General features: G+C 59.8%; 30 protein-coding genes. 5 read left to right on the top strand and 25 right to left on the bottom strand.

The genetic code is table 11. The annotated features are described in order from the left end of the window. Nucleotides 1-11: 11 nt before the first annotated feature. The 3 genes from OH686_RS01435 to OH686_RS01425 form a co-directional block, all read right to left on the bottom strand. Nucleotides 12-206: a KTSC domain-containing protein gene (locus OH686_RS01435; RefSeq protein WP_289538763.1), complete on the bottom strand. Its 195-nt coding sequence runs from the start codon at nucleotides 204-206 to the stop codon at nucleotides 12-14. A 45-nt stretch (nucleotides 207-251) separates the two neighbouring features. Further along, a complete protein-coding gene (locus OH686_RS01430) occupies nucleotides 252-662 on the bottom strand; it encodes a hypothetical protein (RefSeq protein ID WP_289535871.1) in 411 nt (136 codons plus the stop codon). A gap of 745 nt (nucleotides 663-1407) precedes the next feature. Then, nucleotides 1408-1794, bottom strand: a complete 387-nt coding sequence (locus tag OH686_RS01425) for a hypothetical protein (protein ID WP_289535870.1) — start codon at nucleotides 1792-1794, stop codon at nucleotides 1408-1410. 171 nt (nucleotides 1795-1965) lie between these two features. Between OH686_RS01425 and katE the strand changes: the two genes are divergently transcribed. Next, nucleotides 1966-4098, top strand: a complete 2133-nt coding sequence (gene katE / locus OH686_RS01420) for a catalase HPII (RefSeq protein WP_502942763.1) — start codon at nucleotides 1966-1968, stop codon at nucleotides 4096-4098. A gap of 42 nt (nucleotides 4099-4140) precedes the next feature. Here katE and OH686_RS01415 read toward each other — a convergent pair whose 3' ends face one another. From OH686_RS01415 to OH686_RS01405, 3 genes are read right to left on the bottom strand one after another with little or no spacing between them, the layout of a single operon-like run. Next, nucleotides 4141-4374: a hypothetical protein gene (locus OH686_RS01415; RefSeq protein WP_289535868.1), complete on the bottom strand. Its 234-nt coding sequence runs from the start codon at nucleotides 4372-4374 to the stop codon at nucleotides 4141-4143. Further along, nucleotides 4374-4982, bottom strand: coding sequence for an NAD(P)H-binding protein (locus tag OH686_RS01410; RefSeq protein WP_289535867.1), 609 nt, complete (start codon nucleotides 4980-4982; stop codon nucleotides 4374-4376). The genes OH686_RS01415 and OH686_RS01410 overlap by 1 nt, the downstream gene beginning before the upstream one ends. Before the next feature lie 3 nt (nucleotides 4983-4985). Next, complete coding sequence (locus tag OH686_RS01405) at nucleotides 4986-5207, bottom strand: hypothetical protein (RefSeq protein WP_192398189.1); 222 nt, start codon at nucleotides 5205-5207, stop codon at nucleotides 4986-4988. Between the two features lie 154 nt (nucleotides 5208-5361). On the opposite strand from OH686_RS01405, the gene OH686_RS01400 reads away from it, so the two are divergent. From OH686_RS01400 to OH686_RS01385, 4 genes are read left to right on the top strand one after another with little or no spacing between them, the layout of a single operon-like run. Beyond that, complete coding sequence (locus OH686_RS01400) at nucleotides 5362-5496, top strand: PSPA7_2676 family Cys-rich small protein (protein ID WP_137973203.1); 135 nt, start codon at nucleotides 5362-5364, stop codon at nucleotides 5494-5496. Nucleotides 5497-5550: 54 nt separating this feature from the next. Next, on the top strand, nucleotides 5551-6423 hold the full coding sequence (ku, locus tag OH686_RS01395; protein ID WP_289535866.1) for a non-homologous end joining protein Ku: 873 nt from the start codon (nucleotides 5551-5553) through the stop codon (nucleotides 6421-6423). A 15-nt stretch (nucleotides 6424-6438) separates the two neighbouring features. After that, on the top strand, nucleotides 6439-9003 hold the full coding sequence (ligD, locus tag OH686_RS01390) for a DNA ligase D (RefSeq protein WP_289535865.1): 2565 nt from the start codon (nucleotides 6439-6441) through the stop codon (nucleotides 9001-9003). 13 nt (nucleotides 9004-9016) lie between these two features. Further along, complete coding sequence (locus OH686_RS01385; protein WP_289535864.1) at nucleotides 9017-9874, top strand: SDR family oxidoreductase; 858 nt, start codon at nucleotides 9017-9019, stop codon at nucleotides 9872-9874. 16 nt (nucleotides 9875-9890) lie between these two features. Here the strand turns inward: OH686_RS01385 and OH686_RS01380 are convergent, their stop codons facing one another. From OH686_RS01380 to OH686_RS01290, 19 genes are all read right to left on the bottom strand, one after another. Further along, a complete protein-coding gene (locus OH686_RS01380) occupies nucleotides 9891-10406 on the bottom strand; it encodes a GNAT family N-acetyltransferase (RefSeq protein WP_289535863.1) in 516 nt (171 codons plus the stop codon). A gap of 19 nt (nucleotides 10407-10425) precedes the next feature. Further along, the gene (locus OH686_RS01375) at nucleotides 10426-10920 is read right to left on the bottom strand and encodes a hypothetical protein (RefSeq protein WP_289535862.1); all 495 of its coding nucleotides are present in this window, start codon (nucleotides 10918-10920) and stop codon (nucleotides 10426-10428) included. An 18-nt stretch (nucleotides 10921-10938) separates the two neighbouring features. Further along, complete coding sequence (locus OH686_RS01370) at nucleotides 10939-11343, bottom strand: MmcQ/YjbR family DNA-binding protein (protein WP_289535861.1); 405 nt, start codon at nucleotides 11341-11343, stop codon at nucleotides 10939-10941. Between the two features lie 43 nt (nucleotides 11344-11386). Beyond that, nucleotides 11387-11821, bottom strand: coding sequence for a hypothetical protein (locus OH686_RS01365; protein WP_289535860.1), 435 nt, complete (start codon nucleotides 11819-11821; stop codon nucleotides 11387-11389). An 86-nt stretch (nucleotides 11822-11907) separates the two neighbouring features. Then, on the bottom strand, nucleotides 11908-12306 hold the full coding sequence (locus tag OH686_RS01360; protein WP_289535859.1) for a hypothetical protein: 399 nt from the start codon (nucleotides 12304-12306) through the stop codon (nucleotides 11908-11910). After that, nucleotides 12303-12539, bottom strand: a complete 237-nt coding sequence (locus tag OH686_RS01355; protein WP_289535858.1) for a hypothetical protein — start codon at nucleotides 12537-12539, stop codon at nucleotides 12303-12305. The genes OH686_RS01360 and OH686_RS01355 overlap by 4 nt, the downstream gene beginning before the upstream one ends. Nucleotides 12540-13123: 584 nt before the next feature. Then, nucleotides 13124-13531: a hypothetical protein gene (locus OH686_RS01350; protein WP_289535857.1), complete on the bottom strand. Its 408-nt coding sequence runs from the start codon at nucleotides 13529-13531 to the stop codon at nucleotides 13124-13126. 1019 nt (nucleotides 13532-14550) lie between these two features. Beyond that, nucleotides 14551-14790, bottom strand: coding sequence for a hypothetical protein (locus tag OH686_RS01345; RefSeq protein WP_289535856.1), 240 nt, complete (start codon nucleotides 14788-14790; stop codon nucleotides 14551-14553). A gap of 6 nt (nucleotides 14791-14796) precedes the next feature. Further along, nucleotides 14797-15042, bottom strand: coding sequence for an Imm32 family immunity protein (locus OH686_RS01340; protein ID WP_289535855.1), 246 nt, complete (start codon nucleotides 15040-15042; stop codon nucleotides 14797-14799). 504 nt (nucleotides 15043-15546) lie between these two features. Next, nucleotides 15547-16080 (bottom strand): hypothetical protein, encoded by a 534-nt coding sequence (locus OH686_RS01335; RefSeq protein ID WP_289535854.1) that lies wholly within the window; start codon nucleotides 16078-16080, stop codon nucleotides 15547-15549. Between the two features lie 470 nt (nucleotides 16081-16550). Beyond that, complete coding sequence (locus OH686_RS01330; protein WP_289535853.1) at nucleotides 16551-17078, bottom strand: hypothetical protein; 528 nt, start codon at nucleotides 17076-17078, stop codon at nucleotides 16551-16553. Nucleotides 17079-17155: 77 nt separating this feature from the next. Then, complete coding sequence (locus OH686_RS01325) at nucleotides 17156-17497, bottom strand: hypothetical protein (RefSeq protein WP_289535852.1); 342 nt, start codon at nucleotides 17495-17497, stop codon at nucleotides 17156-17158. A gap of 73 nt (nucleotides 17498-17570) precedes the next feature. Next, a complete protein-coding gene (locus tag OH686_RS01320; RefSeq protein ID WP_289535851.1) occupies nucleotides 17571-17927 on the bottom strand; it encodes a hypothetical protein in 357 nt (118 codons plus the stop codon). A gap of 254 nt (nucleotides 17928-18181) precedes the next feature. Then, the gene (locus OH686_RS01315; protein WP_289535850.1) at nucleotides 18182-19162 is read right to left on the bottom strand and encodes a lysylphosphatidylglycerol synthase domain-containing protein; all 981 of its coding nucleotides are present in this window, start codon (nucleotides 19160-19162) and stop codon (nucleotides 18182-18184) included. Continuing rightward, the gene (gene clsB / locus OH686_RS01310; protein WP_289535849.1) at nucleotides 19159-20370 is read right to left on the bottom strand and encodes a cardiolipin synthase ClsB; all 1212 of its coding nucleotides are present in this window, start codon (nucleotides 20368-20370) and stop codon (nucleotides 19159-19161) included. Before clsB ends, OH686_RS01315 begins: the two co-directional genes overlap by 4 nt. Next, nucleotides 20367-21149 (bottom strand): endonuclease/exonuclease/phosphatase family protein, encoded by a 783-nt coding sequence (locus tag OH686_RS01305; protein WP_289535848.1) that lies wholly within the window; start codon nucleotides 21147-21149, stop codon nucleotides 20367-20369. Before OH686_RS01305 ends, clsB begins: the two co-directional genes overlap by 4 nt. Further along, nucleotides 21146-22045, bottom strand: a complete 900-nt coding sequence (locus tag OH686_RS01300; protein WP_289535847.1) for a DUF72 domain-containing protein — start codon at nucleotides 22043-22045, stop codon at nucleotides 21146-21148. The genes OH686_RS01305 and OH686_RS01300 overlap by 4 nt, the downstream gene beginning before the upstream one ends. A gap of 45 nt (nucleotides 22046-22090) precedes the next feature. After that, on the bottom strand, nucleotides 22091-23401 hold the full coding sequence (locus tag OH686_RS01295) for a zinc-dependent alcohol dehydrogenase (protein WP_289535846.1): 1311 nt from the start codon (nucleotides 23399-23401) through the stop codon (nucleotides 22091-22093). A gap of 29 nt (nucleotides 23402-23430) precedes the next feature. After that, a complete protein-coding gene (locus tag OH686_RS01290; RefSeq protein WP_289535845.1) occupies nucleotides 23431-23844 on the bottom strand; it encodes a CBS domain-containing protein in 414 nt (137 codons plus the stop codon). Nucleotides 23845-23872 lie beyond the last annotated feature (28 nt).

Raw genomic sequence — 23872 nt, 5'->3', positions numbered from 1 at the left:
TGAAGCGTTGCCTAGCACTGATAGCGATCCTTTATCTTGGCGTTGTAATAATTGCCCTTTGATGCTGACCGCATAAAGTCTTCGTATATCTGTGCTGGAACACGACAGAAGTAGTATGTGTGACCCTGTTGAAATGTAATTTTCATTCTTTGGCTTGCGGGGTCATAGCCGATTGCAGTGATGGCTTTTGACTGTACATGAATCATTATCATGGCGTTCGCCTAGGATTAAATTGACAGAGATTTAAAGTGCTATTGCATGCCACTCTTCTGTTGATAGTAGAGCCTTTTCTTTATGATTTGCTCGGCTTCATCAATGCCGTAATCCACGCAAACCATTTTTCCTGCAATTACTCCCCAGTTCTCAGGCTTATATTCAACACTGACATTCGGGTAATAATTTCCATATTCCAGGTCGTTTGCGGATTTAACTTCCTCAAACGTTACCGGCTGGAGTGCTCTGTCCATAATAAGAATAAGCCCAAAAGGATCGCAGAAGCGAACGGGGCATAAATGTTCCCAGCCAAATCTGGGCCTCCATTTTCTCCACACCTCTGCCTCCCATCTATTGCAACGTGCTCCGCTGGAAATGTTATTTATCCGAGGTGTCTTTATTGCCCACTTCAATGTAATAAAAACTCTTCTGTAGACACCTGTCGGCATGCTTTTGTCTCTTGGAGTCGGTTGAGTCACGGTGCGTAGAATTTTCTATTTGAATATATTTTGGATCTAGTCGAATACCTTGTGGAATGCCCGCTTTACCTGCTCTAGCAAATTCTGGTCAGCATTAATTTGTCTGCCGTGACTGCCAATGACATTAAAGCCCTGTCCCTTAAATAACAGAGCGAGTTCGGTCTCTAGCGGAGCCACAATATCCCGCTTTGAGCGGTGCTCAATTAAGTTGGCCTGTTCAGGGAATATGGGCCCAAAGGCAACAAGCTCATACTGGCACTTGAGGGGATCCCAGCCTAGCTTATGCACCTGCCGAAGAAGCATGTTGGCAGTCGCGCTGGGGCGAACATCCAGATGCTGTCCCAGTCGAGAGAAGGGCGAGGCAGCGAACTGAGACGAACTGTCTCCCGTACGGCCAACGTACACCGCTTTGTCCGAGCCGGACTTTAGGAGCCACACGTAAAGCCAGAAACCACGCTCTAGCAGGCCGCCGTCAAACGAGACTCGATGAACTTTCATAGCGCTCTAACTTTTCAAGCCGTTGGGACCGCAGGTGTCCGCTGCTTCAAGCTTAGCTGCTTATCAGCGAGTCCCTTGTAATACCCCCGAGAGTTAGGGCGTGCCGGTCAAGCATCGCCGCTTGAATGAGCGTGCAAAGGGGCTGGCGCATGCCATCACTGATTAAATGGCACTACGAGTGTGCTTTAACGCCAGCCCGATACGCAGTCGCAAGCCCTCAGACAAACCCAGGCTGATGACGCTCCGCCACATAGTCCAGTGGTAGCGCGGCGGCCTTGATGAAGAAGGCGGCCAGTTCGGTTTCCACCAGGGTCTGGTTGATCGACTCCAGCGGCGCCTCCAGGCGCTGGACTTCCCGGCCGTAGCTCTTTTCATGCAGCACCAGGTTGCGCTCGGTCAGGGCGCCGATGCGATAGACGCAGGGCACGCCATCGCTGGGGCGCTTGAGGGTCAGGCGCAGCTCGGCGTGGTCGTCGTTGCGCAGTTGTGTGCGCGCCTCCAGGCCATTGGCGTGGGCGTAGTGGGCGGCTTCCTCGAAGTGGAGCGCGGCGCAATCGACCAGGGCCACCAGCAGGGCGTCGCGGAAGGTTTCTTCGTTGTTCATCTGTCGCTTCCTCGGCTGTCGGGCATTGGCCTTTCGACCGGAAGGTGCGCGGCGAGTGCCGGCTTTTTCAGCGCAGCGGCGTGGTGAAAATCGCTAGAACCTCTGCCGTATCGCCTTCTCCTAACTAGGAGGTGTCGCTTGCGGCGACGCCCTAGCCATGAGGAGAGCGATATGTCGGAGAAGAACAGCCCGAGCGAGGCGGCGGGCACCCATACCCTCGACCGCGGTAACAGCAACGCCAAGCTGGACCAGCTGGAACGCTGGCGCGAAGACGCCACTGGCGAGGCCCTGACTTCCAACACCGGGGTCAAGGTGGCCGACAACCAGAACACGCTGAAGGCTGGCGAGCGAGGCCCCTCGCTGCTGGAAGACTTCCTGATGCGCGAGAAGATCACCCACTTCGACCACGAGCGCATTCCCGAGCGGGTGGTGCACGCGCGGGGCTCGGCGGCCCACGGCTACTTCCAGGTCTACGAGCCGCTGGCCGAGCTGACCTGCGCCGACTTCCTCAATCATCCGGAGAAGAAGACCCCGGTGTTCGTGCGCTTCTCGACCGTGCAGGGCCCGCGCGGCTCGGCGGACACGGTGCGCGATGTGCGCGGCTTCGCCACCAAGTTCTATACCGACGAGGGCAATTTCGACCTGGTCGGCAACAACATGCCGGTGTTCTTCATCCAGGATGCGATCAAGTTTCCCGACTTCGTGCATGCCGTGAAGCCCGAGCCGCATAACGAGATTCCCACCGGCCAGTCGGCCCACGACACCTTCTGGGATTTCGTCTCGCTGCAGCCGGAGTCGGCGCACATGGTGCTGTGGGCCATGTCCGATCGCGGCATCCCGGTGGCCTACCGGGCCATGCAGGGCTTCGGCGTGCACACCTTCCGCCTGGTCAATGCCGCCGGCCGCAGCGTGTTCGTCAAGTTCCACTGGCGGCCGGTGTCCGGTGTCTATTCGCTGGTCTGGGACGAGGCGCAGAAGCTGGCCGGCAAGGATCCGGACTTCAACCGCCGGCAGCTGTGGGAAGACATCGAGAGCGGCGACTACCCCGAATGGGAGCTGGGCCTGCAGGTGATCCCCGAGGAGGACGAGCACAAGTTCGACTTCGACCTGCTCGACCCGACCAAGCTGGTGCCCGAGGAACTGGTGCCGGTGCGCGTGGTGGGCAAGATGGTGCTCAACCGCAACCCGGACAACTTCTTCGCCGAGACCGAGCAGGCGGCGTTTCATATCGGCCATGTGGTGCCGGGCATCGACTTCAGCAACGATCCACTGCTGCAGGGCCGGCTGTTCTCCTACACCGACACCCAGCTGCTGCGCCTGGGCGGGCCGAACTTCAACGAGATCCCGATCAACCGGCCGCTTTGCCCGTTCCACAACAACAACCGCGATGCGCCGCACCGGCAGACCATCAACAAGGGCAGGGCGGCCTACGAGCCCAACTCCATCGATGGCGGCTGGCCCAAGGAAACTCCACCGGCGGCCAGCGGTGGCGGCTTCGTCTCCTACCCGGAGCCCATGAGCGGCGTGAAGCTGCGCAAGCGCGCCGACTCGTTCGGCGATCACTTCTCCCAGGCCCGGCTGTTCTGGAACAGCATGGCGCCCCACGAGAAGGAGCACATCATCGCCGCCTACAGCTTCGAGCTGGGCAAGGTGGAGCGTCGCGAAATCCGTGAGCGCCAGGTCAACCAGATTCTCGCCAACATCGACCCGCTGCTGGCCACGCGGGTGGCGCAGAACCTCGGCCTGCCGGCGCCCGCCGGTGGCACCGTCGCGCCGCTACAGACCGCCCTGGAGAAGTCGCCGGCGCTGAGCCAGGCCAACCTGCTGTCGGGCAATATCCGCTCGCGCAAGGTGGCCATCCTGGTGGCCGACGGGGCCAACGTCGATGACATCAGCCACATCATCGGCGTGCTCAACAGCGAAGGGGCCACGGCAAAGGTGATCGGTCCCAGTTCGGCGCCAGTGAAGACCAGCGACGGCAATACCCTAGTACCCGACGCCACCCTGGAGGGGCTGCCCTCGATCGCCTTCGATGCGGTGTTCGTACCCGCCGGTGCCGAGGCCGCCAAGGCGCTGCTGGCCAACGGCGCGGCGCTGCATTACCTGCTGGAGGCCTACAAGCACCTCAAGGCGATCGCCCTGTGCGGCGAGGCGGCGGACCTGAGGGCGCAGCTGCACCTGGAAGCGGATGAAGGCTTGCTCAGCGCGGCCAAGGCGGAGGATCTGTGCGCCGACCTGGTCAATGCCATGGCCCAGCACCGGGTATGGGCGCGCGAGCCGAAGGCCAAGGCGATTCCCGCCTGATGCACGGCACTCCGGCCTGCGGGCCGGAGTGCTGTGGGTTCGCTAGCGATGGGCGAAGTGGTGTGCCGCGCGGTAGGCCGGGGTCAGCACCGGGCGCGGCAGCTTCGGCCGTGGTGTTTTGCGTCGGGCGGGCAGCGGTGCCGGTGTAGGCATGGCTGCGTGCGGCTGGTGGTAAACGGCATGGCGGCGAGCGATGCGCAATATGCCCCAGAGCATGGCCGCAGCGACCAGGAACCAGGCCGAGATCATCAGCAGAATCACGCTCTCGGGTCCCATCAGCGATCTCCTTCGATAATGCGCACGCGCTCATGCACGTGCAGCGACAGGGTCATTTCATCCAGCAGGCCGGCGGCGAAGCGGCGCAGGGGCAGGGCACGCTCAGCGGGCTGCACGAAGTCGGCGAATTGCAGATCCTCGCCCGTTAGCGCCGGTGCCTCGACCAGCGTCCAGGCGATCGGGCTGGCCAGCAGGCGCTCCTGCAGGTGGCTCACCGGCGCAGACGGGCGCTGCGGGCTCTCGTCCAGCCAGACGAAGTCGTCCACCACTAGCAGGCGCTTCACACCGGCCACTTCCAGGCCATCCAGCATGGCGAGCAGGGCGCGGAACAGCAGAGGGAAATCGTCCCGGGCAGCGCTCGGCAGCTTCTCGCCGAGCAGGCAGACCACCGCGTCCATGCCGGCCACGCTGTGGCTCACAGAAAGCGCGTCGGACAAGTCGCCGCCCTTGGTGCGCAGGCCGGGTATCGAGGGCAGGGCGTTGAACTGGTCGACGATGGCCATCGCCTCGTACTGGCGATGCAGCGCCTCGACCAGCACCGCATTGCCCAGGCTGCTGCGTGCGCCATAGAGCGCCAGCTTGTAGGCCGGGGTTTCCAGGTTCTTCATGGCTCAGGGCTGCAGGTGGTGGCCAGGGGAGGCGGCGGTTTTTTCCTTGTCGATACGGCTGGCCTGCACATCGGTGATCGCACCGGGCCGCGCCTCGCTGTGCAGTGCCTGCAGGTAGAACAGCGCCTGCTCGGGGGTCAGCGTCTCGCTGTCGGCCTGCACCGTGACCGATTGCGGCTGGTTATCGAGGATGAAACTGACCAGGAAATCGTACTTCTTCGCCATGGTTGAACTCCCGAGCTGCGTGGCCTGGCGGCCTCCTGACAGATAGACCACCGGGTGGCCAAAAGGAGTTCAGGTATTTGTTGATAAAACCTTCGGTGCTTGCCTGCGGTCGACTGGTTATCGAGTACCCAACGGTGGGCCGCAGGAGGAACAGATGACTTTCATGTGTTTGATCAGTGGCTGTAACTGGATCGATGGCTACCCCACCCTGATGGGTAAGGAGACCTTGCTGTGCCAGTGCTGTAGCCGGTGCGGCAGCTTCCGCTACTTGCCCGGAGAGAATCACTGAAACTTTGTCCGACCACGACGGGTCGGCCCATAACACTCCCAGGATGCGACTGTCATGGCTCGAGCTATCTGGAAAGGCGCTATCAGTTTCGGTCTGGTGCATATCCCGGTGGCGCTGGTCTCGGCCACCTCGTCCCAGGGCGTCGACTTCGACTGGCTGGACAAGCGCAGCATGGAGCCGGTCGGTTACAAGCGGGTGAACAAGGTCACCGGCAAGGAAGTCACCAAGGAGCACATCGTCAAGGGCGTGGCCTACGAGAAGGGCCGCTACGTGGTGCTGAGCGAGGAGGAAATCCGCGCCGCTCACCCGGAATCGACCCAGACCATCGATATCTTCGCCTTCATCGACAGTCCGCAGATCCCGCTGCAGAACATCGACACACCCTATTACCTGACTCCCGACCGCCGTGGTGAAAAGGTCTATGCGCTGCTGCGCGAGGCCCTGGCCAGCACCGACAAGGTAGCTCTGGCCCACGTGGTGCTGCACACCCGCCAGCACCTGGCGGCGCTGATGGCGCTGGAGTCGGCCCTGGTGCTGGTGAAGCTGCGCTGGCCGAGCGAGGTACGCGGCCTGGAGTCGCTGGAGCTGGGCTCCGCGGTGACCAGCCCGAAGCTGGTGAAGAGCGAGCTGGAGATGGCCAAGCGGCTGATCAAGGACATGAGCGCCGACTGGCAGCCGGAGGATTACCAGGACAGCTTCCAGGACCGGATCATGGAGCTGGTGGAGCAGAAGGCCAAGGCCGGCAAGATCGAGGAAGTCGAGCGCGTGGGCGGCGAGGAAGAGCGGCGCAGCGCCGATGTCATCGACCTCACCGAGCTGCTCAAGCGCAGCCTCGGCGGCAAGGCCGAGAGCAAGCCGAAGCCCAAGACGAAACCCAAGGCGGCCAGCACGACCCCGCGCAAGACCGCCAAGACGGCACGCAAATAAGCCAGGAAAACCGACATGGCCAGGGCGCAGAGCGAATACAACCGCAAACGCAATTTCGAGCAGACCAGCGAGCCCCGCGAGGAGTCGCGCAAGCGCACACGCAAGGCCGGCGCCCTGCGTTTCGTGATCCAGAAACACGATGCCCGGCGCCTGCACTACGACTTCCGTCTGGAGCTGGGCGGCACCCTGAAGAGCTGGGCGGTGCCCAAGGGGCCGAGTCTGGATCCGCACGACAAGCGCCTGGCGGTGCATGTGGAAGACCACCCGCTGGACTACGCCAGCTTCGAGGGCAGCATTCCCGAGGGCAATTACGGCGCCGGCGACGTGATCGTCTGGGACCACGGCATCTGGCATCCCCATGGCGACCCGTCGGTGGGCTACGCAGCCGGCAAGCTCAAGTTCACCCTGGTCGGCGAGAAACTGGCCGGTGACTGGACCCTGGTGCGTACCCACCTGCGCGGCAGCAGCGACAAGCAGCAGTGGCTGCTGATCAAGGAGCGTGACGAGACGGCGCGCTCGGCCGACGAGTACGACATAGTCGAGGCGCTGCCGCAGAGCGTGATCAGCGGCGGGCTGGTCGGCGGGCCGAGCAAGAAGGCGGTGCGCAAGGCGGCCGAAAGCAAGCCCAAGGCCAAGCCCACAGCCAAGGCGGCCAGCACCGACTTCCCGGCCAGCCTGGCGCCACAGCTGGCCACCCTGATGGAGCGGCCACCGGAGGGCGACTGGCTCTACGAGGTCAAGTTCGACGGCTACCGCATCCTTGCCCGCATCACCGAGGACCAGGTGCGCCTGTTCACCCGCAACGGCCACGACTGGACGGCGCGCTTGCCGCTGCAGGCCGAAGCCCTGGCCAAGCTTGGGCTGCGCGACACCTGGCTGGACGGCGAGGTGGTGGTGATGAACGACCAGGGCCTGCCGGACTTCCAGCTGCTGCAGAACGCCTTCGACATCGGCCGCAGCCACGACATCCTCTACTACCTGTTCGACGCGCCCTTCATCAATGGCCAGGACCTGCGCGAAACGCCGCTCGAGCAGCGCCGCGCCCAGCTCAAGCAACTGCTGGGCAACTCGCGGCGCTCGCCCTTGCGCTTCTCGGCGGCGTTCAGCGCGCGCCACGAGGACATCGTCGAGAGTGCCTGTGCCATGTCCCTGGAAGGCGTTATCGGCAAGCGCGCCGGCAGCCTCTATGTGTCACGCCGCAGCCCCGACTGGATCAAGCTCAAGTGCCGCCTGCGCCAGGAGTTCGTCATCGTCGGCCATACAAAGCCGCAGGGCAGCCGCAGCGGTTTCGGCGCACTGCTGCTGGCGGTCAACGAGGACGACGGCCTGCGCTACGCAGGGCGAGTCGGCAGCGGCTTCGGTGAGGTGGCGCTGAAGGAATTGCACCAGCGCCTGCAGCAGCTGGCGCGCAGCGACTCGCCGCTGGCGCACAAGCTCACCTCCGCCCAGACCCGCGGGGTCAGCTGGGTCGAGCCGCAGCTGGTCGGCGAGGCCGAGTTCGCCGAGTGGACCCGTGAAGGCATCGTGCGCCAGGCCACCTTCGTCGCCCTGCGCAGCGACAAGCCGGCCAGCCAGATCGTGCGCGAGCGGCCGCGCCCGCCGGAGCAGCTCGGTACCAAGGCCAAATCCACCAAGCCGGCCAAGGCTGCGAGCGGCAAGGGTGGAAAGGGCGGCAAACCGGTGGTGGCCGAGGTGCCGATCAGCAATCCCCAGCGGGTGATCGACCCGGACAGCGGCACCACCAAGCTGGACCTGGCGCTGTTCTACGAAGGGATCGCCGAGTGGCTGCTGCCGTACCTGGACAATCGCCCGGTATCGCTGGTGCGGGCGCCGGATGGCGTGGGCGGCGAGCAGTTCTTCCAGAAACACTCCGAGCGCCTGGCCATTCCCAACATCAAGCACCTGGACCCGAGCCTGGACCCCGGCCACGCCAGGCTGATGGAAATCGACAGCCTGCCGGCGCTGGTCGGCGCCGTGCAGATGGGTACCATCGAGCTGCACACCTGGGGCGCCACCAGCGACCGCATCGAGACGCCGGACCACTTCGTCCTCGACCTCGACCCGGACCCCGCGCTGCCCTGGCGCAGCATGCTCGAAGCCACTCGCCTGACCCTCAGCGTGCTCGATGAGCTGCGTCTGGACGCCTACCTGAAGACCAGCGGCGGCAAGGGCATCCACATCATCGTGCCGCTGGCCCGGCGCGCCGACTGGGACACGGTCAAGGGCTTCGCCAAGGCCGTCGCCCAGTTCATGACCCGCCAGCTGCCGGAGCGCTTCACCGCCACCTCCGGGCCGAAGAACCGGGTCGGCAAGATCTTCATCGACTACCTGCGCAACGGCCGCGGCGCCAGCACCGTGGCCGCCTACTCGGTACGCGCCCGCCCGGGGCTGCCGGTTTCGGTGCCGATCAGCCGTGACGAGCTGGACGGCCTGCGCAGCGCCCAGCAATGGACCATCGCCAACCTGCAGGAGCGTCTCGACGGCCTGCGGGAAAACCCCTGGAGCGGCTATGCCAACCGCCAACGCCTGACCCGCGCCATGTGGGAACGGCTCGGCGCCACACCGCCCGCAAGCGAATGACGAGGAAAAACCCATGAGCGAGAAACAGACCCTGCCGCCACAGCACCAGGACATCCCCCACGGCAGCGAGGCGCAGATGGACCCGCCACCGGTATACATCGACGAGCGCTACCGCGGCGCCGGCAAGCTGGAGGGCAAGGTCGCCGTCATCAGCGGTGCCGACAGCGGCATCGGCCGCGCCGTGGCCGTGCATTTCGCCGAGGAGGGTTGCGACATCGTGCTGCTGTACTTCGATCGCGATGAGGATGCCAAACACACCCAGGCGGAGATCGAACGCCGCGGCCGCCAGGTACTACCGTTGGCTGGCGACGTGGCCGACGCCGGGTTCTGCAGCCAGGTGGTGGAACAGGCCATCGGCAAGTGGGGGCACATCGACATCCTGGTCAACAACGCCGGCGAGCAGCAGCCCCAGGAAGGCCTGGAAGACATCAGCGAAGAGCAGTGGGAGCAGACCTTCCGCACCAATATCTTCGGCATGTTCCAGCTGACCAAGGCCGCCTTGCCGCACCTGAAGGACGGCTCGGCGATCATCAACACAACCTCGATCACCGCCTACAAGGGCAACCCCATGCTGCTCGACTACTCATCGACCAAGGGCGCGATCACCACCTTCACCCGCTCGCTGGCGCTGAACCTGGCCAAGCGCGGTATCCGCGTCAACGCGGTGGCACCGGGTCCGATATGGACGCCGCTGATCGCCTCGACCTTCCCGCCGGAAAAGGTCGCCACCTTCGGCTCGGACACCCCCATGCAGCGCCCCGGCCAACCGGCAGAAGTGGCACCGGCCTTCGTCTACCTGGCCAGCAACGACTCGTCCTATGTCAGTGGCCAGGTACTGCATGTGAACGGCGGTTCGGTGGTGAATGGCTAGAATCCGCGCCGCGGCCTCAGGCTGCGGCGTGCCAATACCAGAACAGGGCGATTTCCCCAGGGGCGGCGGCGCCATACAGGTGCGTATCGAAGCCGCCCAGGCGGAAGCCGAAACGTTCGTACAACTTGCAGGCCGCCACGTTGTTGTTCTGCGTCTCCAGCATCAGCCCGGGTAAGCCGCGGCCCTTGCACCAGTCCACGGCGTGGTTGAGCAGGGCGGTCGCCACGCCGGCTCGGCGCAGGTTGGTGTCGACCAGGATGTTGTCGATGCGCGCATAGCCGTTCCACGCTTCGGATAGCGCTATCGCGCCGGCTGGCCGCCCCTCCAGGCGGGCGATGAACAGCTCGCCGTCGCTCTCTTCGTCGTCATCGTCGCCATAGGATTTCCGGTAGGGCTCCACATCGACGATGTCGTAGCCGAAGCGACCCTGGATGAAATAAGGGCGCAGCTCCTGCGTCACGTCGAAGCTGGCATCCAGGCGAGCCTCGGCCAGCTCCGGGAGCGAGCCTTCGTGGATAGTGATGTCGGACATCAGCCGCTTCTCCTGCCTGCTACTGGCACTGGGCGATGGGCATGTCCGCCTTGCCGAAGGTGGCGTAAACCAGATCGATCTGGTGCGCGCGCATGACATCGCTCAGTTCGGGAGTGCAAACCACTTTCTGCCAGCGCTCCTGGCGTGCCTGGTTCTCGGGGGACAGTGTCGAGCTTTGAACATTGCCGCTCAGCTGCAATTCCGAGGGCTGCGCGGCGGCAAAGGAAAGATGGTAGAGCGACCAGCTCTCGCCGGATGCGGCCGCCTGTGCCGGATCAATGCCGTTTTTGGCGCCGAGAAACTCCAGCTTCAGGTCAGCAGATTGCGCCGCGACAGATGTTCCGACGCGGGTCAGGTCCTTGATCGCGGCTTGGTCGGCCGGACTTGCCGGCGACGACTCAGCACTGGCGGCATTTCCTGTTGCGGGTTGCTGATCGCACCCGGTCAGCACGCCAAGCGCGAGCATCGAACAGGTGAAGAGGTGTAGCGGGTTGAGCGAACGCTTAACAGTCATGATGCTTCTAGCGCCTGGTTAAGCCGAGCCGCGAGACCACTTCGGCTGGAGAGAGTGGGTGGACCGCTCACCTGCGAGGGTGGACTGCTGGCGTTTCGAAAGGCCGGAGAAGGCCTTGGTATAGGACCAGTTGATCAGCTCCTGCAGGTATTCGGCCGGAACCGTATCGACATCCACGATGGTGACCCAACGGAACCTGGCCATATAACGGGCCGGCTTGATGCCCGGCACGTCAGTCAGCTCCAGGAAGCGTTCCGGGGAGGCGCAAATACTGAAACGCCACTGCTCCGGCTCGCTGGTCTTGAAGTAGGCGAATTTCCTGCCGCCTACGTAGTAGACAAGGATGTTGCTTGGCGCGCCGTACAACTTCGATGAGGTGCCGGGGAGTGTGCTGCAATAGTCTTTGACGGCGGTGATATCCATAAAAATCCGTACAGTCTAACGTCGCTATCCCGAGTCATCCGCACTATGTGGCGGATTTCAATTCGCAGGGAATTAGCTCGGCCCTGTGTGTTGGAGTCGCATTTCTCATAAACGGGAGAATAAACTTCCCCAAGTAATTCGCGTTATTGGTTTCGATCTGCATGCAGGTCTTTGTATCTGGCTTTAGATTCGCCTGCAATTTAAAACCAGGGCTGCCTGTCGATGAAACCGTAAAGGTGCGACTTCCAGAAGGCAGCTGGAACTCAATTGTCTTGCTTATTTTCATGTAAGAGAGAAGCGTTTTGTCGTTATCGATAAGATTAAAACCGCTCTCTCCTAGCTTTGCCTCCTTGGAGATTACGATCAGCGTAGCAGTGCCAGGCTGCTCTGAGGCTTCAGTTGATGGTTCAGGTGTGCGTGTGGCTTCATTTTGACAGCCGGCCATTAAAATGACACTGAGCATTACGATTTTTTTCACAGCATTATCCATGTGCTGATTGAAGGGTCTGGCAATTTTTGACTGCCCTGATAGTGAGGCGGGCGCAGCTTGATACATTGTTATGTTTACTTATCACTCATGGCTGATAATTTTCTTATCTCAATTTCTGGCTTATCTGGTGACCCAAATCTCCATTGGGGCAGCGGCGCTATGATTAGCGCAGCCCAGCCACCGATGGTGGTTACCTTGAAGGATCCTAACGGCACTATTTTCTGCTGATCTGTGGTAATCGAGGCGCTATATGAGTCTGTACAGTTTGTCGGAATTAGCCCAAGTGTAAGCACAAACAGCATCGGCTCGAAGCACTGAAATCCCTCCGGGTATAAATTCTCTTGTTTGACTAGAATGGGCGCATCTGGATTGAGCGCTATTTTTGCTACGGAGGAATTTTCGGCCAACTCAACTTTGTAAGTCGCACAGCCGCTTATAAGTGCTAGCAAAATAAAGCTGATTATTTTATTCATGATGCACCGAACTGGCCAAAAGCGGTCATTAATAGAAGTGCAAACACAATAATCCCAATACAGCATACATATGTTTCATTTCTAGATCCGCTCAGCCACTCGTTCTTTGGGTATTTCCCGAGCGTTGCCGCTTTTACAAAAGGCCAGCCAATAACGTAGAAAAATGAGCCCAGTAGGATTTCTGTTACGAAGTAGCCAAGAAGTCGTGCAGCGAAGCTGAGAATTTCTTCCATGTGTCACCAGCATATAGCATTTGGTTAATCGAGCGATTTCAGCCGCCCCCGAATGAGCAAGGTGAAAAATCTAGAGCATTTTACTGAGCAGCAGGTGAGTGGGCGCGTGAGCTAGCGTAGTGCGCCCAGGCAGTTGGTATGAATAAAGCTATGCTTATTGCGTATGTTTTTATGGTTCTAGCCAGATGGGTGGTCGTTCCCGTACACAGGGCGCAAGAAATACTCTAGCGTTATCATCACTAATATTACCCGCCACAGTTGCGAAGGAAGGATGGCTGATCGATTGACGGCGTAAAGTATGTTTCCCAAGGTGGTGAATATATAGAGAAGCACAGCTGGCACTGTATATATCAGGCTTAAATCGGCGAGTATGCTGTTCGTTGCACACAGGGCGAGCCAGATGGCGAAAATCACCGAATAGACAAGCATCCACCACTTTATTCTTGGTGCCATGCGAAGGGGCGCGACTGATGATTGCGGTGGAGTGTATGGATTGTACATATCATGCCTAGCAAAAAATTAGGGACGTTCGCGGATTTTGCTTGCGGGCGTCCAAGTGAGCGATACGCAAGATGAGCCAATTACTACTGGCAGTATCGGCGTGCCTCTTCTTCTGTTTTTACCTCTCTTCCCTTGCAGTGATAGCCCGGAACAGCGCAGTGGAGGTATGCCTTACCTAATTGCTTGGCTTCGTACTCACTTTCAATTACCGCAGGCGCATTTCGCCCGGCGGTTGCTTTACAAGATTCTTTTCTTGAATCTACTTTCTCTATGCATTGGCTTTGACTGATGTTGAATGACTTGGTTGAGTCGTCGCACATTTTTAGCGCGGTCTCGTGCCAGAGCTCAAATAAATTTTCTTGCGGGATGGGTTGGTTCTGAATGTTGCTTATGCTGTATTGATTCGTGCTGCTCGCGCTGCCCAGATAATTGTTTTTGTATGCATAGTACGCTGCGGCAGATAGTGCGATCAGAATGATGATTTTCTTCATGTTACTTCCTTGTGCATAACGATTAAGCTAGGGCCGGCTTTAGCCGGTCCTGAGTGGGCGAAGCGTCCGACCCGACGCAGTTATTAGCGGAGCACTGCATAAATTAAAGCACCTATGGCGCCTATGGTGGAGGTAGCGAGGATTGTAACTGCAACTTTGCAGAACAATTTAGCTTTGGCTTTTGAGCTACCAGAGCTTGAACGTGTTATGTACGCGGCAGCGCCCCCTAAGGCTACAAGCACTAACGAGAGCAAAAACGAAACTACGAACCCGACCAGCACTCCGATAGGAAATGCAGGGGAGCCTTGCGGGTGCGGATTATTTACCGTTGGGGTGTACAAAAGTATTCCTTGAGGACTTTCCCAATGCATATAGCTGCCCAAAAACAACGGCAACACTGCAATGCTCAGGGCTGTAATTAGTATTGGTTTTGTCTGGCGAAGATCCATCTTGCCCTCTAACGATTAAGCTGGCGGGCAGGCAAAGCGCAGCTTTTGACTGTCCAGCGAACGGTGTGAGCAGCAGCTGAGCGCATTGTTAGGCACCAGCCCAAATACTAACGGCTTTTGAGGCATACCATAGCATATGTGCTAGCGTAACTAGCTTCGCAAAATGGCCCCATGTACTTATATTTGTATTTCTTGCGTACTTCCAGACCAAATGCCAGCAAAATATGCTGTAGCAATATAGCGGTGCAATAACTGACAGCCATATTGCTTTTTTAGGGGGCAGGCCGGTGATTTCCACGACTGAAATCATGGTGCTAATAAAGGCCTGCGAGTAATACATGTGGTTAAGAGCTACATGCCAAGCTACCACTGGCGCGACATATGTCAGCCAGAAAATCTTCCAAAGTTTCGGGCCAGTAGTTGGCGAGGCATTCGGCGTGGCGGGGTTGTCAGCGGACATTGTGTCGGTTTGGATCTGTTCCATATGTGCCTAGCGATTAAGCTAACGGGCGGCCAAAAGCGCGCTTTTGGACGTCCAGCGAACGGAGTGAGCGGCAGTTGAGCGCATTGTTAGAGGTTAACTCCGCGCTTTACCAGCACGATGCTTTCGTTTGCTGAGCTTTTGTAATGGATGAGACCACCAAAGTCTGTGTCAATGAGGGTTCCCTCCATTAAATAAGCCCAGTCGGTTTTGGGATAGTGCACGCTGTATTGGCCTGAATCAATGCAGGCAACCACGATGCCTCTGTGCTGGCCTTCGATAAGAACCTCATCCCCCAACATAGCTTCCTGCCCGTCGGTGTAGTTCATTAGATATCACAACTCGTAATCAGGATTGAATACAACAAAGTGGGGAGAGCTTTCAAAGCCCTTGTCTTGGTCGGATAAGTGCTCATGGCCCCAAGATTTTCCATATTTCTCGATCTGGCCTGCACAGTGCTCAAGAAATGCAGCGATTCTTCGTAGCTCGTTGGATGATGCAACTAACGTGATTTCTGCCAATTCGGCAGGGATGAGATTCTCAGCGTCTCGCTCTTCCTTGGCGTAACCGTGAATTTCCACTGTGACCTCTAATGATTAAGCTAAGGGGCCGGCTTTGCCGGTCCCAGCGAACAGAGTGAGCGCTTTGAGCGCATTGTTAGCCGCGCGCCTCCGAGATGAAGTATGAAATTGGCATTAAAGCAAACGACAAAAGTAATTGAAATATAGCTAGGCCTCCGTATGCAAACCCTCCCAGGGGTTCAAAAATTACTTTAATGTAAGTTATGGTTATCAGGATGTTTATGGTTAGGCATAAAAGCACAAATTTTTTGTTTTCTGCCATCAGTGCGCACATGAAAATAAATAGACTTGGCAGTGCCGAAAGGGCTATAGGTGGTATTGCGTATAATATATTTTCAATGCTTTCAATGGCTGACTTTGAATTGCTGACCAATATGCAGCCGGGTGACAAGGCTGCGGCTAAAAATAGGAGTTTCGTAGGCACTTTCATGGCGGCTAACGTTTGGTTAAGGGGCCGGCTTTAGCCGGTCCCGAGTGAGCGAAGCGAACGACTTGAACCATTTGTTAGGTGCCGCTCTTGAGTTGGTGATATTTACTGCTGAATTGGTGCCTTGAGTCGCTTTGCTTTACATGCTCGTTGATTTCGAGTAGCCAAAACTTAGAGTTCTTTTTCCAGTTACCATGTATGTAAGTGGCAAAAAATTCGTATGGATGACCAGCGACCGATAGCCCTCCAAGAGCTTTTTTGATCATGTCGAGATGGCACCAGTTATACGCCCACAAGACGTCTTCTTTTGCCTCGATGTAATGGTACGGCTTTGGAAGATCTGCATAGCTCAGACCTTCAGCTGTATAGCTGCATTTTGTACAGACCAAAGTGAAGGGCTTACTCTTCCAGGATGGGTTAAGGTCTCCGACAATTACTTGTTTTGGAGCTGCCTCTACATCCACTGCCTGAGCCATGTGTTCGCACTTAGGACACAAGACATGAATTTCTCTTGCTCGTTGCTTGTGGTCGTAGCGCGCGTGATTAGCGTTGCCGCCTGATCTAAAGCCGTAGCGCTTTTCAACGGGCTTTCTACCGCTACGAATTTCCATGGATAACCTTTGGCACCTAACGATTAAGCTAACGGGCGGCCAAAAGCGCAGCTTTTGGGCGTCCAGCGAACGGAGTGAGCGACAGTTGAGCGCATTGTTAGAGCCTTTGCCGCAGGGACTCAGAGTGAGCTTCCAACCCCATATTCTCTGCTGCCAATAGAAGTTCTAACCAAAACTCCTTTGGTGCAGAGCAAAGCTCGCCAAGCTCCTGTAGCTCCTCCAGCCCAAGCCCCAACTCGTTATGATGAAGGAAGCCCTGCGCTTGAGCCCAGCAATCCTCAGCCTCTTGGCTGGGGAGGTGCTCAAGTAGGAAGAAACGACTAGCTGCAAGGTGTCGTAGCGTCACCGCCCAAGACTTGCGGAGTTCCTCATTGGTCATACAAAAGACTCTAACGATTAAGCTAACGGGCAGACAAAAGCGCAGCTTTTGGCTGTCCAGCGAATGAAGTGAGCGGCAGTTGAGCGCATTGTTAGGCAGCCCATGTTGTACCCCAGGCGTACGCCAGAAAGAAAAGAGAAGATCCGACCACATACATAAGCCTGAATACCCACTGATGAACGCGCTCTGGTAGCGTGTTGCCATCCATTGAGCGTACGCCCCAACCTAACTCCCAAATCGTGGCCCATAAGATTACGGCGACTCCAATAAGCTGAAGCAAAGAGCTTAGCCATTGGGGGCAAACACCAAAGTAGCAATAAAGTGCGAGGCCGACTCCGCTGGAGAGCAAAGTCGAACACAGAACCCATAAGAGCGCATGGCGAAGTGACTGTCGTAACTCTGAGGTTCGATTCTGGGCAAGCTGAGCTGTGTCCTCGACATTCGGCTTGTACTGACCGTCGACGTAAGAGCGACGGATATCCTCTGCACCAAGAATATTTTGAGCGGTGTCATGCTCAGTCGATAGGCGGACGAATTTTTCTTTATGGAAGAGAAAGAAAAGTATCGCCTTCGTCTTTGAGAGGTGGCGTAACACTGCTTCTTGATGCTCGATTGTCATCTTGGGTGCCTAACGATTAAGCTAAGGGGCGGCGGAACGCCGTCCCAGCGAACGAAGCGAGCGATTTGAGCGCATTGTTAGGCGCGCGGCTCATTTTGTGTGGAGAGATAAAAGTGTGCGTGCATTCTCCAAATGCCTGCGAAGCCTTTGATTCTTTGCAGTTCTTCTTCTAGTTGAACTGTTTTTTCTGACTTATGAGAGCGGGGATTCTTGCCTTCAAGGTGAATTAATTTTAAGCATGTGCTTGGAGGTTTTTTTACTTTTTCTTTTATGTCTTTAACTATGTCTACGGAAAGCCTGGCTAGTATTTCTTTGGGCTCGTTATAGATGCATAAATCGATAAGCTCGGAAATTAAAATTTCTTTGGTTATATGCCCATTGCCAAACGCGCTCAGTATTTCTTCGGTAGATAAGCTCATGTGATTTCTCTGGGAATGTGCGCCTAACGTTGGAGTTCAGCCGCCCCGGTACGGGGTCGGCTGGGACGACTTGTTATGCGTGGAATTCTGCAATGCAGTTTTGCTGAGCATCATAGACCTCAAACCTAATGCGATAGCCGGCTTGTGTGAGTGCAGAATGCAGCTCTTGGACGAATAGGCAAACCTCTTCTGCCGTTCCAGCTACTGCCCCGTTAAATAAGTACTCTCCCTCTTCTGTTGCTCCATAGGCTTTAAAATCAGCCTGCGCAGCACTAAACACGAGACTCTGCGCCCCATCAAACTGGGATTTCTTAACGACTACATCATCCGAGCCAAGGGCAAGAGTTTGCCTAAGTACCCTTGCAGGCTCCTCAAGTGACTCTGGGCATGTTAGTAGCCCATAGACATTATTTGACTCAGGAATTTCCATTACTTCACGACGCATAACTATAAGTAGACGACACAACTGGCATAATATTTTCCGCCACTTGTGTCGCATAACGTTCCTTGTCGTCCGCTAAGTCCTTGTTCGGCCTGAAGGGCGCATCAGCAAATACGCCATAGGGAGGAAGGCAAAAGCGACAGGGGCACAAACTCCAGCTGCTCCATCAGGAGCAGCGATTCGTCTGTGACCCTATTCGATTTGCCTTGAGGCTGTCCATCCGCTGGAGCTTGCGGCGGAGGTCAGGCGCCTTCGGTTTTCAGGCGGCCGGCTTGTTCCGACTTTTGTCTGAGTTTCTTGGCCCGTTTCTCCAGCACCAGGTAGACCACCACGGCCACCAGCAGTGGCAGCAGCAGGTAGATGGCGCGGTAGCCGATCAGGGCGGCGAGGACGGCGCCCTTGGAGGCCTGGCCTTGCAGCATGGCGATGAACACCGCCTCCAGCACGCCGAGGCCGGCGGGGATGTGGGTGATTACGCCGGCGATGCTGCTGACCAGCATGATGCCGAGCACGGTGGGGTAGTCCACGCCGTCGGGCATGAGCAGGAACACCAGCAGGCTGGACAGCGACCAGTTGCACATCGACATGCCGGCCTGGGCCAGCGCCAGGCGCAGGGAGGGCAGGGTGACTTCGTGGTCGCGCCAGGTCCAGGAGCGGCGGCGGGCGAAGCGGCAGGCCAGCAGGTAGCCGGCGGCGACCAGCAGCAGGGCGACGCCAATCATCTGCAGCGCGGTGGTGCCGATCTCCCATTGCTCCGGTAGGCGCACCAGGCGCAGGGCGAACACGCCGCCGGCGAGGATCAGGTAGCCCAGCCAGTTGGTGATCAGGCTGAAGGTGAGGATGCGCGTCACCGTGGCCACGCCCAGCCCCAGGCGCGAGTAAAGGCGGTAGCGCAAGGCGATGGCGCCTACCCAGGAGCTGAGGTTGAGGTTGAAGGCGTAGCAGACGAAAGTCAGCGGCAGTATCTGCCGCGCCGGCAGGTGGTGGCCGGTGTAGATGCGGCCGAGCAGGTCGTAGCTGGCGAACAGCAGGAAGCTGACGGCGGTGATCGCCACGCAGGCGGCCAGGGTCGGTCGGTCGAAGCTGCGCAGGGCCTGGACCACCTCGCTCCACTCCAGGTTCTTCACCAGCATGAACAGCAGCACCGGCACCATGATGAAGAACAGCGCGGTGAGCAGGCGCTTGCCCCAGCGAATCCAGGGGTTGGGATTCGGCTTGCTCATGGCAGCTTGCCCTGGCTGTAGAGGGCGTCATGCGGCTCGTCGGGCTCCGGGCGCAGCGATTTCAGGCGCGGCGAGTGGCCGGGGAACTTGGAGGCGATGGCGGGGAACAGCCGGGTGAAGTGGAAGCACAGGAAGATCAGCGGCGCGCGCCACCAGTAGCCACGGATCACGCGCTCGAGGCTGATGCGCTTGCAGTGCTCGGTGATCAGGCTGTGCAGGTGTTCGTAGAGCTGCTGGTTGAAGCGGGCGTCGCGGATGAACAGGTTGGCTTCCAGGTTCAGCGCCAGGCTCAGCGGATCGAGATTGCTGGAGCCCACGGTGGCCCATTCGCGGTCGGCCAGGGCGACCTTGCCGTGCAGCGGGCGCTGGCAGTACTCGTGGATCTCCACGCCGTCGCGCAGCAGGTAGTTGTACAGCATGCGCGAGAAGCCGCGAGCCCAGGGCATGTCCGGCTGGCCCTGGAGGATCAGCGTCACCCGCACGCCGCGGCGGGCGGCGTTGCGCAGTTCGCGCAGCAGGCGATAGCCGGGGAAGAAATAGGCGTTGGCCACCACCAGGCGGTAGTTGGCCGAGCGAATGGCCAGCAGGTACTGGGCCTCGATGTCCCGGCTGTGGGCATCGTTGTCGCGCACCGTCAGGAGCATGCGGGCGTCGCCGGCGAGGCGGGTGACCGGACGCACCTGGCTGGGTGCGTCCAGGGCAGGGCGCATCACCCGCAGGCTGGCGGCATGCAGGTCGGCCACGATCGGGCCGACCACTTCCACCGCGTAATCCTGCTTGGCCATCGGGCCAAAGTCGCCGAGGTGGTCGGCGGAATAGTTGATGCCGCCGACGAAGGCGCGCTCGCCGTCGATCACCACCACCTTGCGGTGCAAGCGGCGGAACAGGTTGGTGCGCATGCCCAGCCAGCGCGGGCTGGGGTCGAACACATGGATATTGACCCCGGCGCTGGTCATGGCCGTGACGAACTCGCGGCTGAGGTCGGCAGTGCCGTAGCCGTCCACCGTCAGCTCGACGCGTACGCCACGCTGGGCGGCGTCGATCAAAACCTGCTGCAGCTCGTTGCCGACCTTGTCCTCGAAGATGATGAAGGTCTCGATCAATACCTCGCGCTGTGCCGCGCGGATGCATTCGAAGACTCGCGGGTAATACTCCTCGCCATTGATCAGAAGTTGGACCTGATTACCTTCGCGCCAGTTGTAATTCATAGGTGGATCTCCACAGCCAAGGGGGCATGGTCGGAAAGGTGGGACCAGGGACGGGTCGACAGCGCGACGGGCGCATGGCTGGTGGCGTTGCGCACATAGATGCGGTCCAGGCGCAGCAGCGGCCAGCGCGCCGGGAAGCTCTTGGCCGGCTCGCCGAATTCGCTGGTGAAGACTTCGTGCATGCCCTGTTCCGCGAGGATGGCGCTGGCGGTCTGGCGCCAGTCGTTGAAATCGCCGGCGACTATCACCGGCTCGTCCGCCGGCAGGCTTTGCAGCAGGCGGCAGAGCAGGTTGAGCTGCTGACGGCGGTGCACTTCGCGCAGGCCCAGGTGCACGCAGATGGCATGCACCTGGCGCGGGCCGGGCACGTCCAGCACGCAGTGCAGCAGGCCGCGCTGCTCGACCACACCGATGGATACGTCCAGGTTCACGTACTGGCTGATGGGGAATTTGCTCATCAGCGCGTTGCCGTGGTCGCCGTCCGGGTACACCGCGTTGCGCCCGTAGGCGAACTGCGGCCACATGCTGTCGGCGAGGAATTCGTAGTGCGGGGTCACCGGCCAGTTGCGGTGCCGGCGCGCGTGGCGCTGGTGGGTGCCGAGCACTTCCTGAAGGAATACCAGATCGGCCCCGGTGGCGCGCACCGCCTCGCGCAGCTCTGGCAGGATGAAACGCCGGTTGAGGGCAGTGAAGCCCTTGTGGGTATTGATGGTCAGCACCTTGAGCTGATGCACGGCGGGCGCTTGCTCCACCGTGAGAAGCGGACTGGGTTCGCTCATACCAGTTCTCCTTGCCGGCGCTGTGGCGAGCGCCCCAGGCCTTCCAGCAGGTGGCGCGCATCGTAGGGCGCGCGCACCTTCACGTCGTTGTCGAAGTAGCAATACAGGTCGCGCTGGCGCTTGGCCGGCTGGTGTTCGGGGTCGATCAGGCTGGCGTCATCCGGCTGCGTGCCGGCGGTCCAGGCTTCGATGCGCGCCTGCCAGCGCAGCAGCGCCTGGGGCGAGTAGCCGCTGGTGTAGAGCTTCACGTCGCCGTGCAGGCGCAGGTACATGAAGTCGGCAGTGACATCCTCCACATACGGCCACTTGCCCGCGGTATCGGCCACCACCAGGGCCACGCCGTGCTTGCGCAACAGCTCGACGAAGGCCGGGCAGAGGAAACTGTCGTTGCGAATCTCCACCGCATGGCGCAGCGCGCGATCCGGTGCGGCCTCCAGATAGCCTTCGACGTGCAGCCGCGCATCGGCGTGCCGGGCACAGGCGCGAGCCTGCTCGGTGTCCCGCGGCAGCTGGGCGAGGAAGTCGCCGAACAGCTGGGCATCGAAGCGGAAGCTGGGCGGGAACTGCCAGAGGATCGGGCCGAGCTTTTCCTTCAGCTGCAGCGGGCCGGAGGCGAAGAAGTTGGCCAGCGGCTGATCCACATCGCGCAAGCGGCGCACATGGGTGATGTAGCGCGGCGCCTTGACGCTGAAGACGAAACCCTCCGGCGTGTCGGCATACCAGTTGGCGTAGCGCTGCGGGGTCTGCAGGCCATAGAAGGAACCGTTGATCTCGATGCTGTTGACCTCCCGCGAGGCGAACTCCAGCTCCCGGCGCTGGGGCAGGCCCTTGGGGTAGAAGTCGCCACGCCAGGGTGCGTAGCGCCATCCCGATATGCCGATGCGAATATCACTCATGGAGCTCCTCAGCTTCTTCTCTCCGGTGTCAGTCGGTCCGCTACCTCAGGAACGCTTGGGCGCCGTCATGGCAGGAGGATCGCTGGCGGGAAAGGACTCTTCGATGGCCTCGTCGAGGCGGCTTTCCTCGATCCGCTCCTCGCTGCCCACGCCCAGTTGCATCTGCGGATTCAGCTCGACCTTGATCCAGCCCTCGTCGCGTCGGTCGAACGCCTTGAAGGCCTCGATGGCATCGCTCATCGGCTTGATCTGGGTGAGGATCTTGGCCGGGTCGATGCGGTGGTTGAGCACCAGTTCGATCAGCAGCGGGATGTACTTGCGGTGATGACAGTTGCCCATGTTGATGGTCAGGTTCTTGTTCATCGCCGCGCCGATCGGGAAGCTGCGTGCCTGCTGCGGGTAGACGCCGATGATCGACAGGGTGCCGGCCTTGTCCAGCGCCTCCACGGCCCACTGCAGGGCCTGGCTCGGCGCATTGCCGGGGTGCCAGTTGGCGCCGTCCGGATGGGTCTTGGGGGCTACCGTGGCCATCTCCTCGCGGAACTGGCCGACCTGCTGCGAATTGGCGTGGCAAGAGCACTCGGCGTCCACGCCGACCGCGTCGATGGCGCGGTCAACGCCGATGCCGCTGGTCAGCCGGCGCAGGGTCTGCACCGGGTCTTCCTGGTCGAAATTGATCACCTCGGCGCCTTGCTGGCGGGCCATGCGCAGGCGGTCTTCGCGGTGGTCGATAGCGAACACCCGCGCCGCACCGAGCAGCTTGGCGCTGGCGATGGCGAACTGGCCGACCGGGCCGCAGCCGAACACGGCCACCGTGTCGCCGGGCGTGATCTCGGCCATCTCCGCGCCAAAGTAGCCGGTGGGGAAAATGTCCGAGAGCAGGATCGCCTGGTCGTCGCTGATCTCGCTGGGCAGCTTGACCAGGCCGACGTGGGCGAAGGGAATGCGCGCCTTCTCCGCCTGCAGCCCGTGGAACGGGCCGGAGGGCGAGGGGCCGCCGAAGAAGGCCGTGCCGGCCTCCTTGCCGTTGGGATTGGCGTCGTCGCACTGGGCGTAATAGCCGGCGCGGCAGTAGGAACAGTTGCCGCAGGCGATGGTGGAAGGAATCACCACCCGGTCGCCGATCTGCAGGTTGCGTACATCTTCGCCCAGGGCCTCGACGATGCCGACGCCCTCGTGGCCGAGGATAGTGCCCTTGGCCATGCCGCCGACGGTGCCGCGCACGAAGTGCAGGTCGGTGCCGCAGATCGCCGAGGCGGTCAGGCGCACGATGGCATCGGTGGGCTCTTGCAGGGTGGGCTCGGGCACGTCGTCGAGACGGATATCGCCCACATCATGGAATACTACGGCTTTCATGCGGTTCTCCGTCTCGCTGCTCGCAGGCCTCAGTGGGCCTGGCTCACGCCACGCAGCAGGGTGCCGCTGGACTTGTCGCTACGGGCACTGGCGATGTTGCCGAGGGACACCACACCGATCAGGCGCTTCTCGCGGCTGAGCACCGGCAAGCGGCGTTTCTGGATGTCGGCCATGTTCTGCGCCACGTGCTGCACGTCTTCGTCCTCGAAGCAGTAACAGACGTTGCTGCTCATCACCTGGCGTACCGGGGTGTCGCTGTTCAGGCCTTCGGCCACCGCGCGCACGGCGATGTCGCGGTCGGTGAGCATGCCCACCAGGCGGTCGTTTTCCTCGACCAGCAGCGCGCCGCTGTCAATGCGCGCCATCAGTGCGGCGGCATCGCGGATGCTGTCGTCGGGGCGCACTGTCTGCACATTGCGGGTCATGATTTCGCTGATCTTCATGTCGTCCTCCTGTGTCGAAAGTGACAGC

The sequence above is a fragment of the Pseudomonas sp. SO81 genome (assembly GCF_030374125.1).
Lineage (GTDB): Bacteria > Pseudomonadota > Gammaproteobacteria > Pseudomonadales > Pseudomonadaceae > Aquipseudomonas.
The sequence above is the reverse complement of the archived record's forward strand: the minus strand, read 5'-3'. Positions and strand labels throughout refer to the sequence as shown.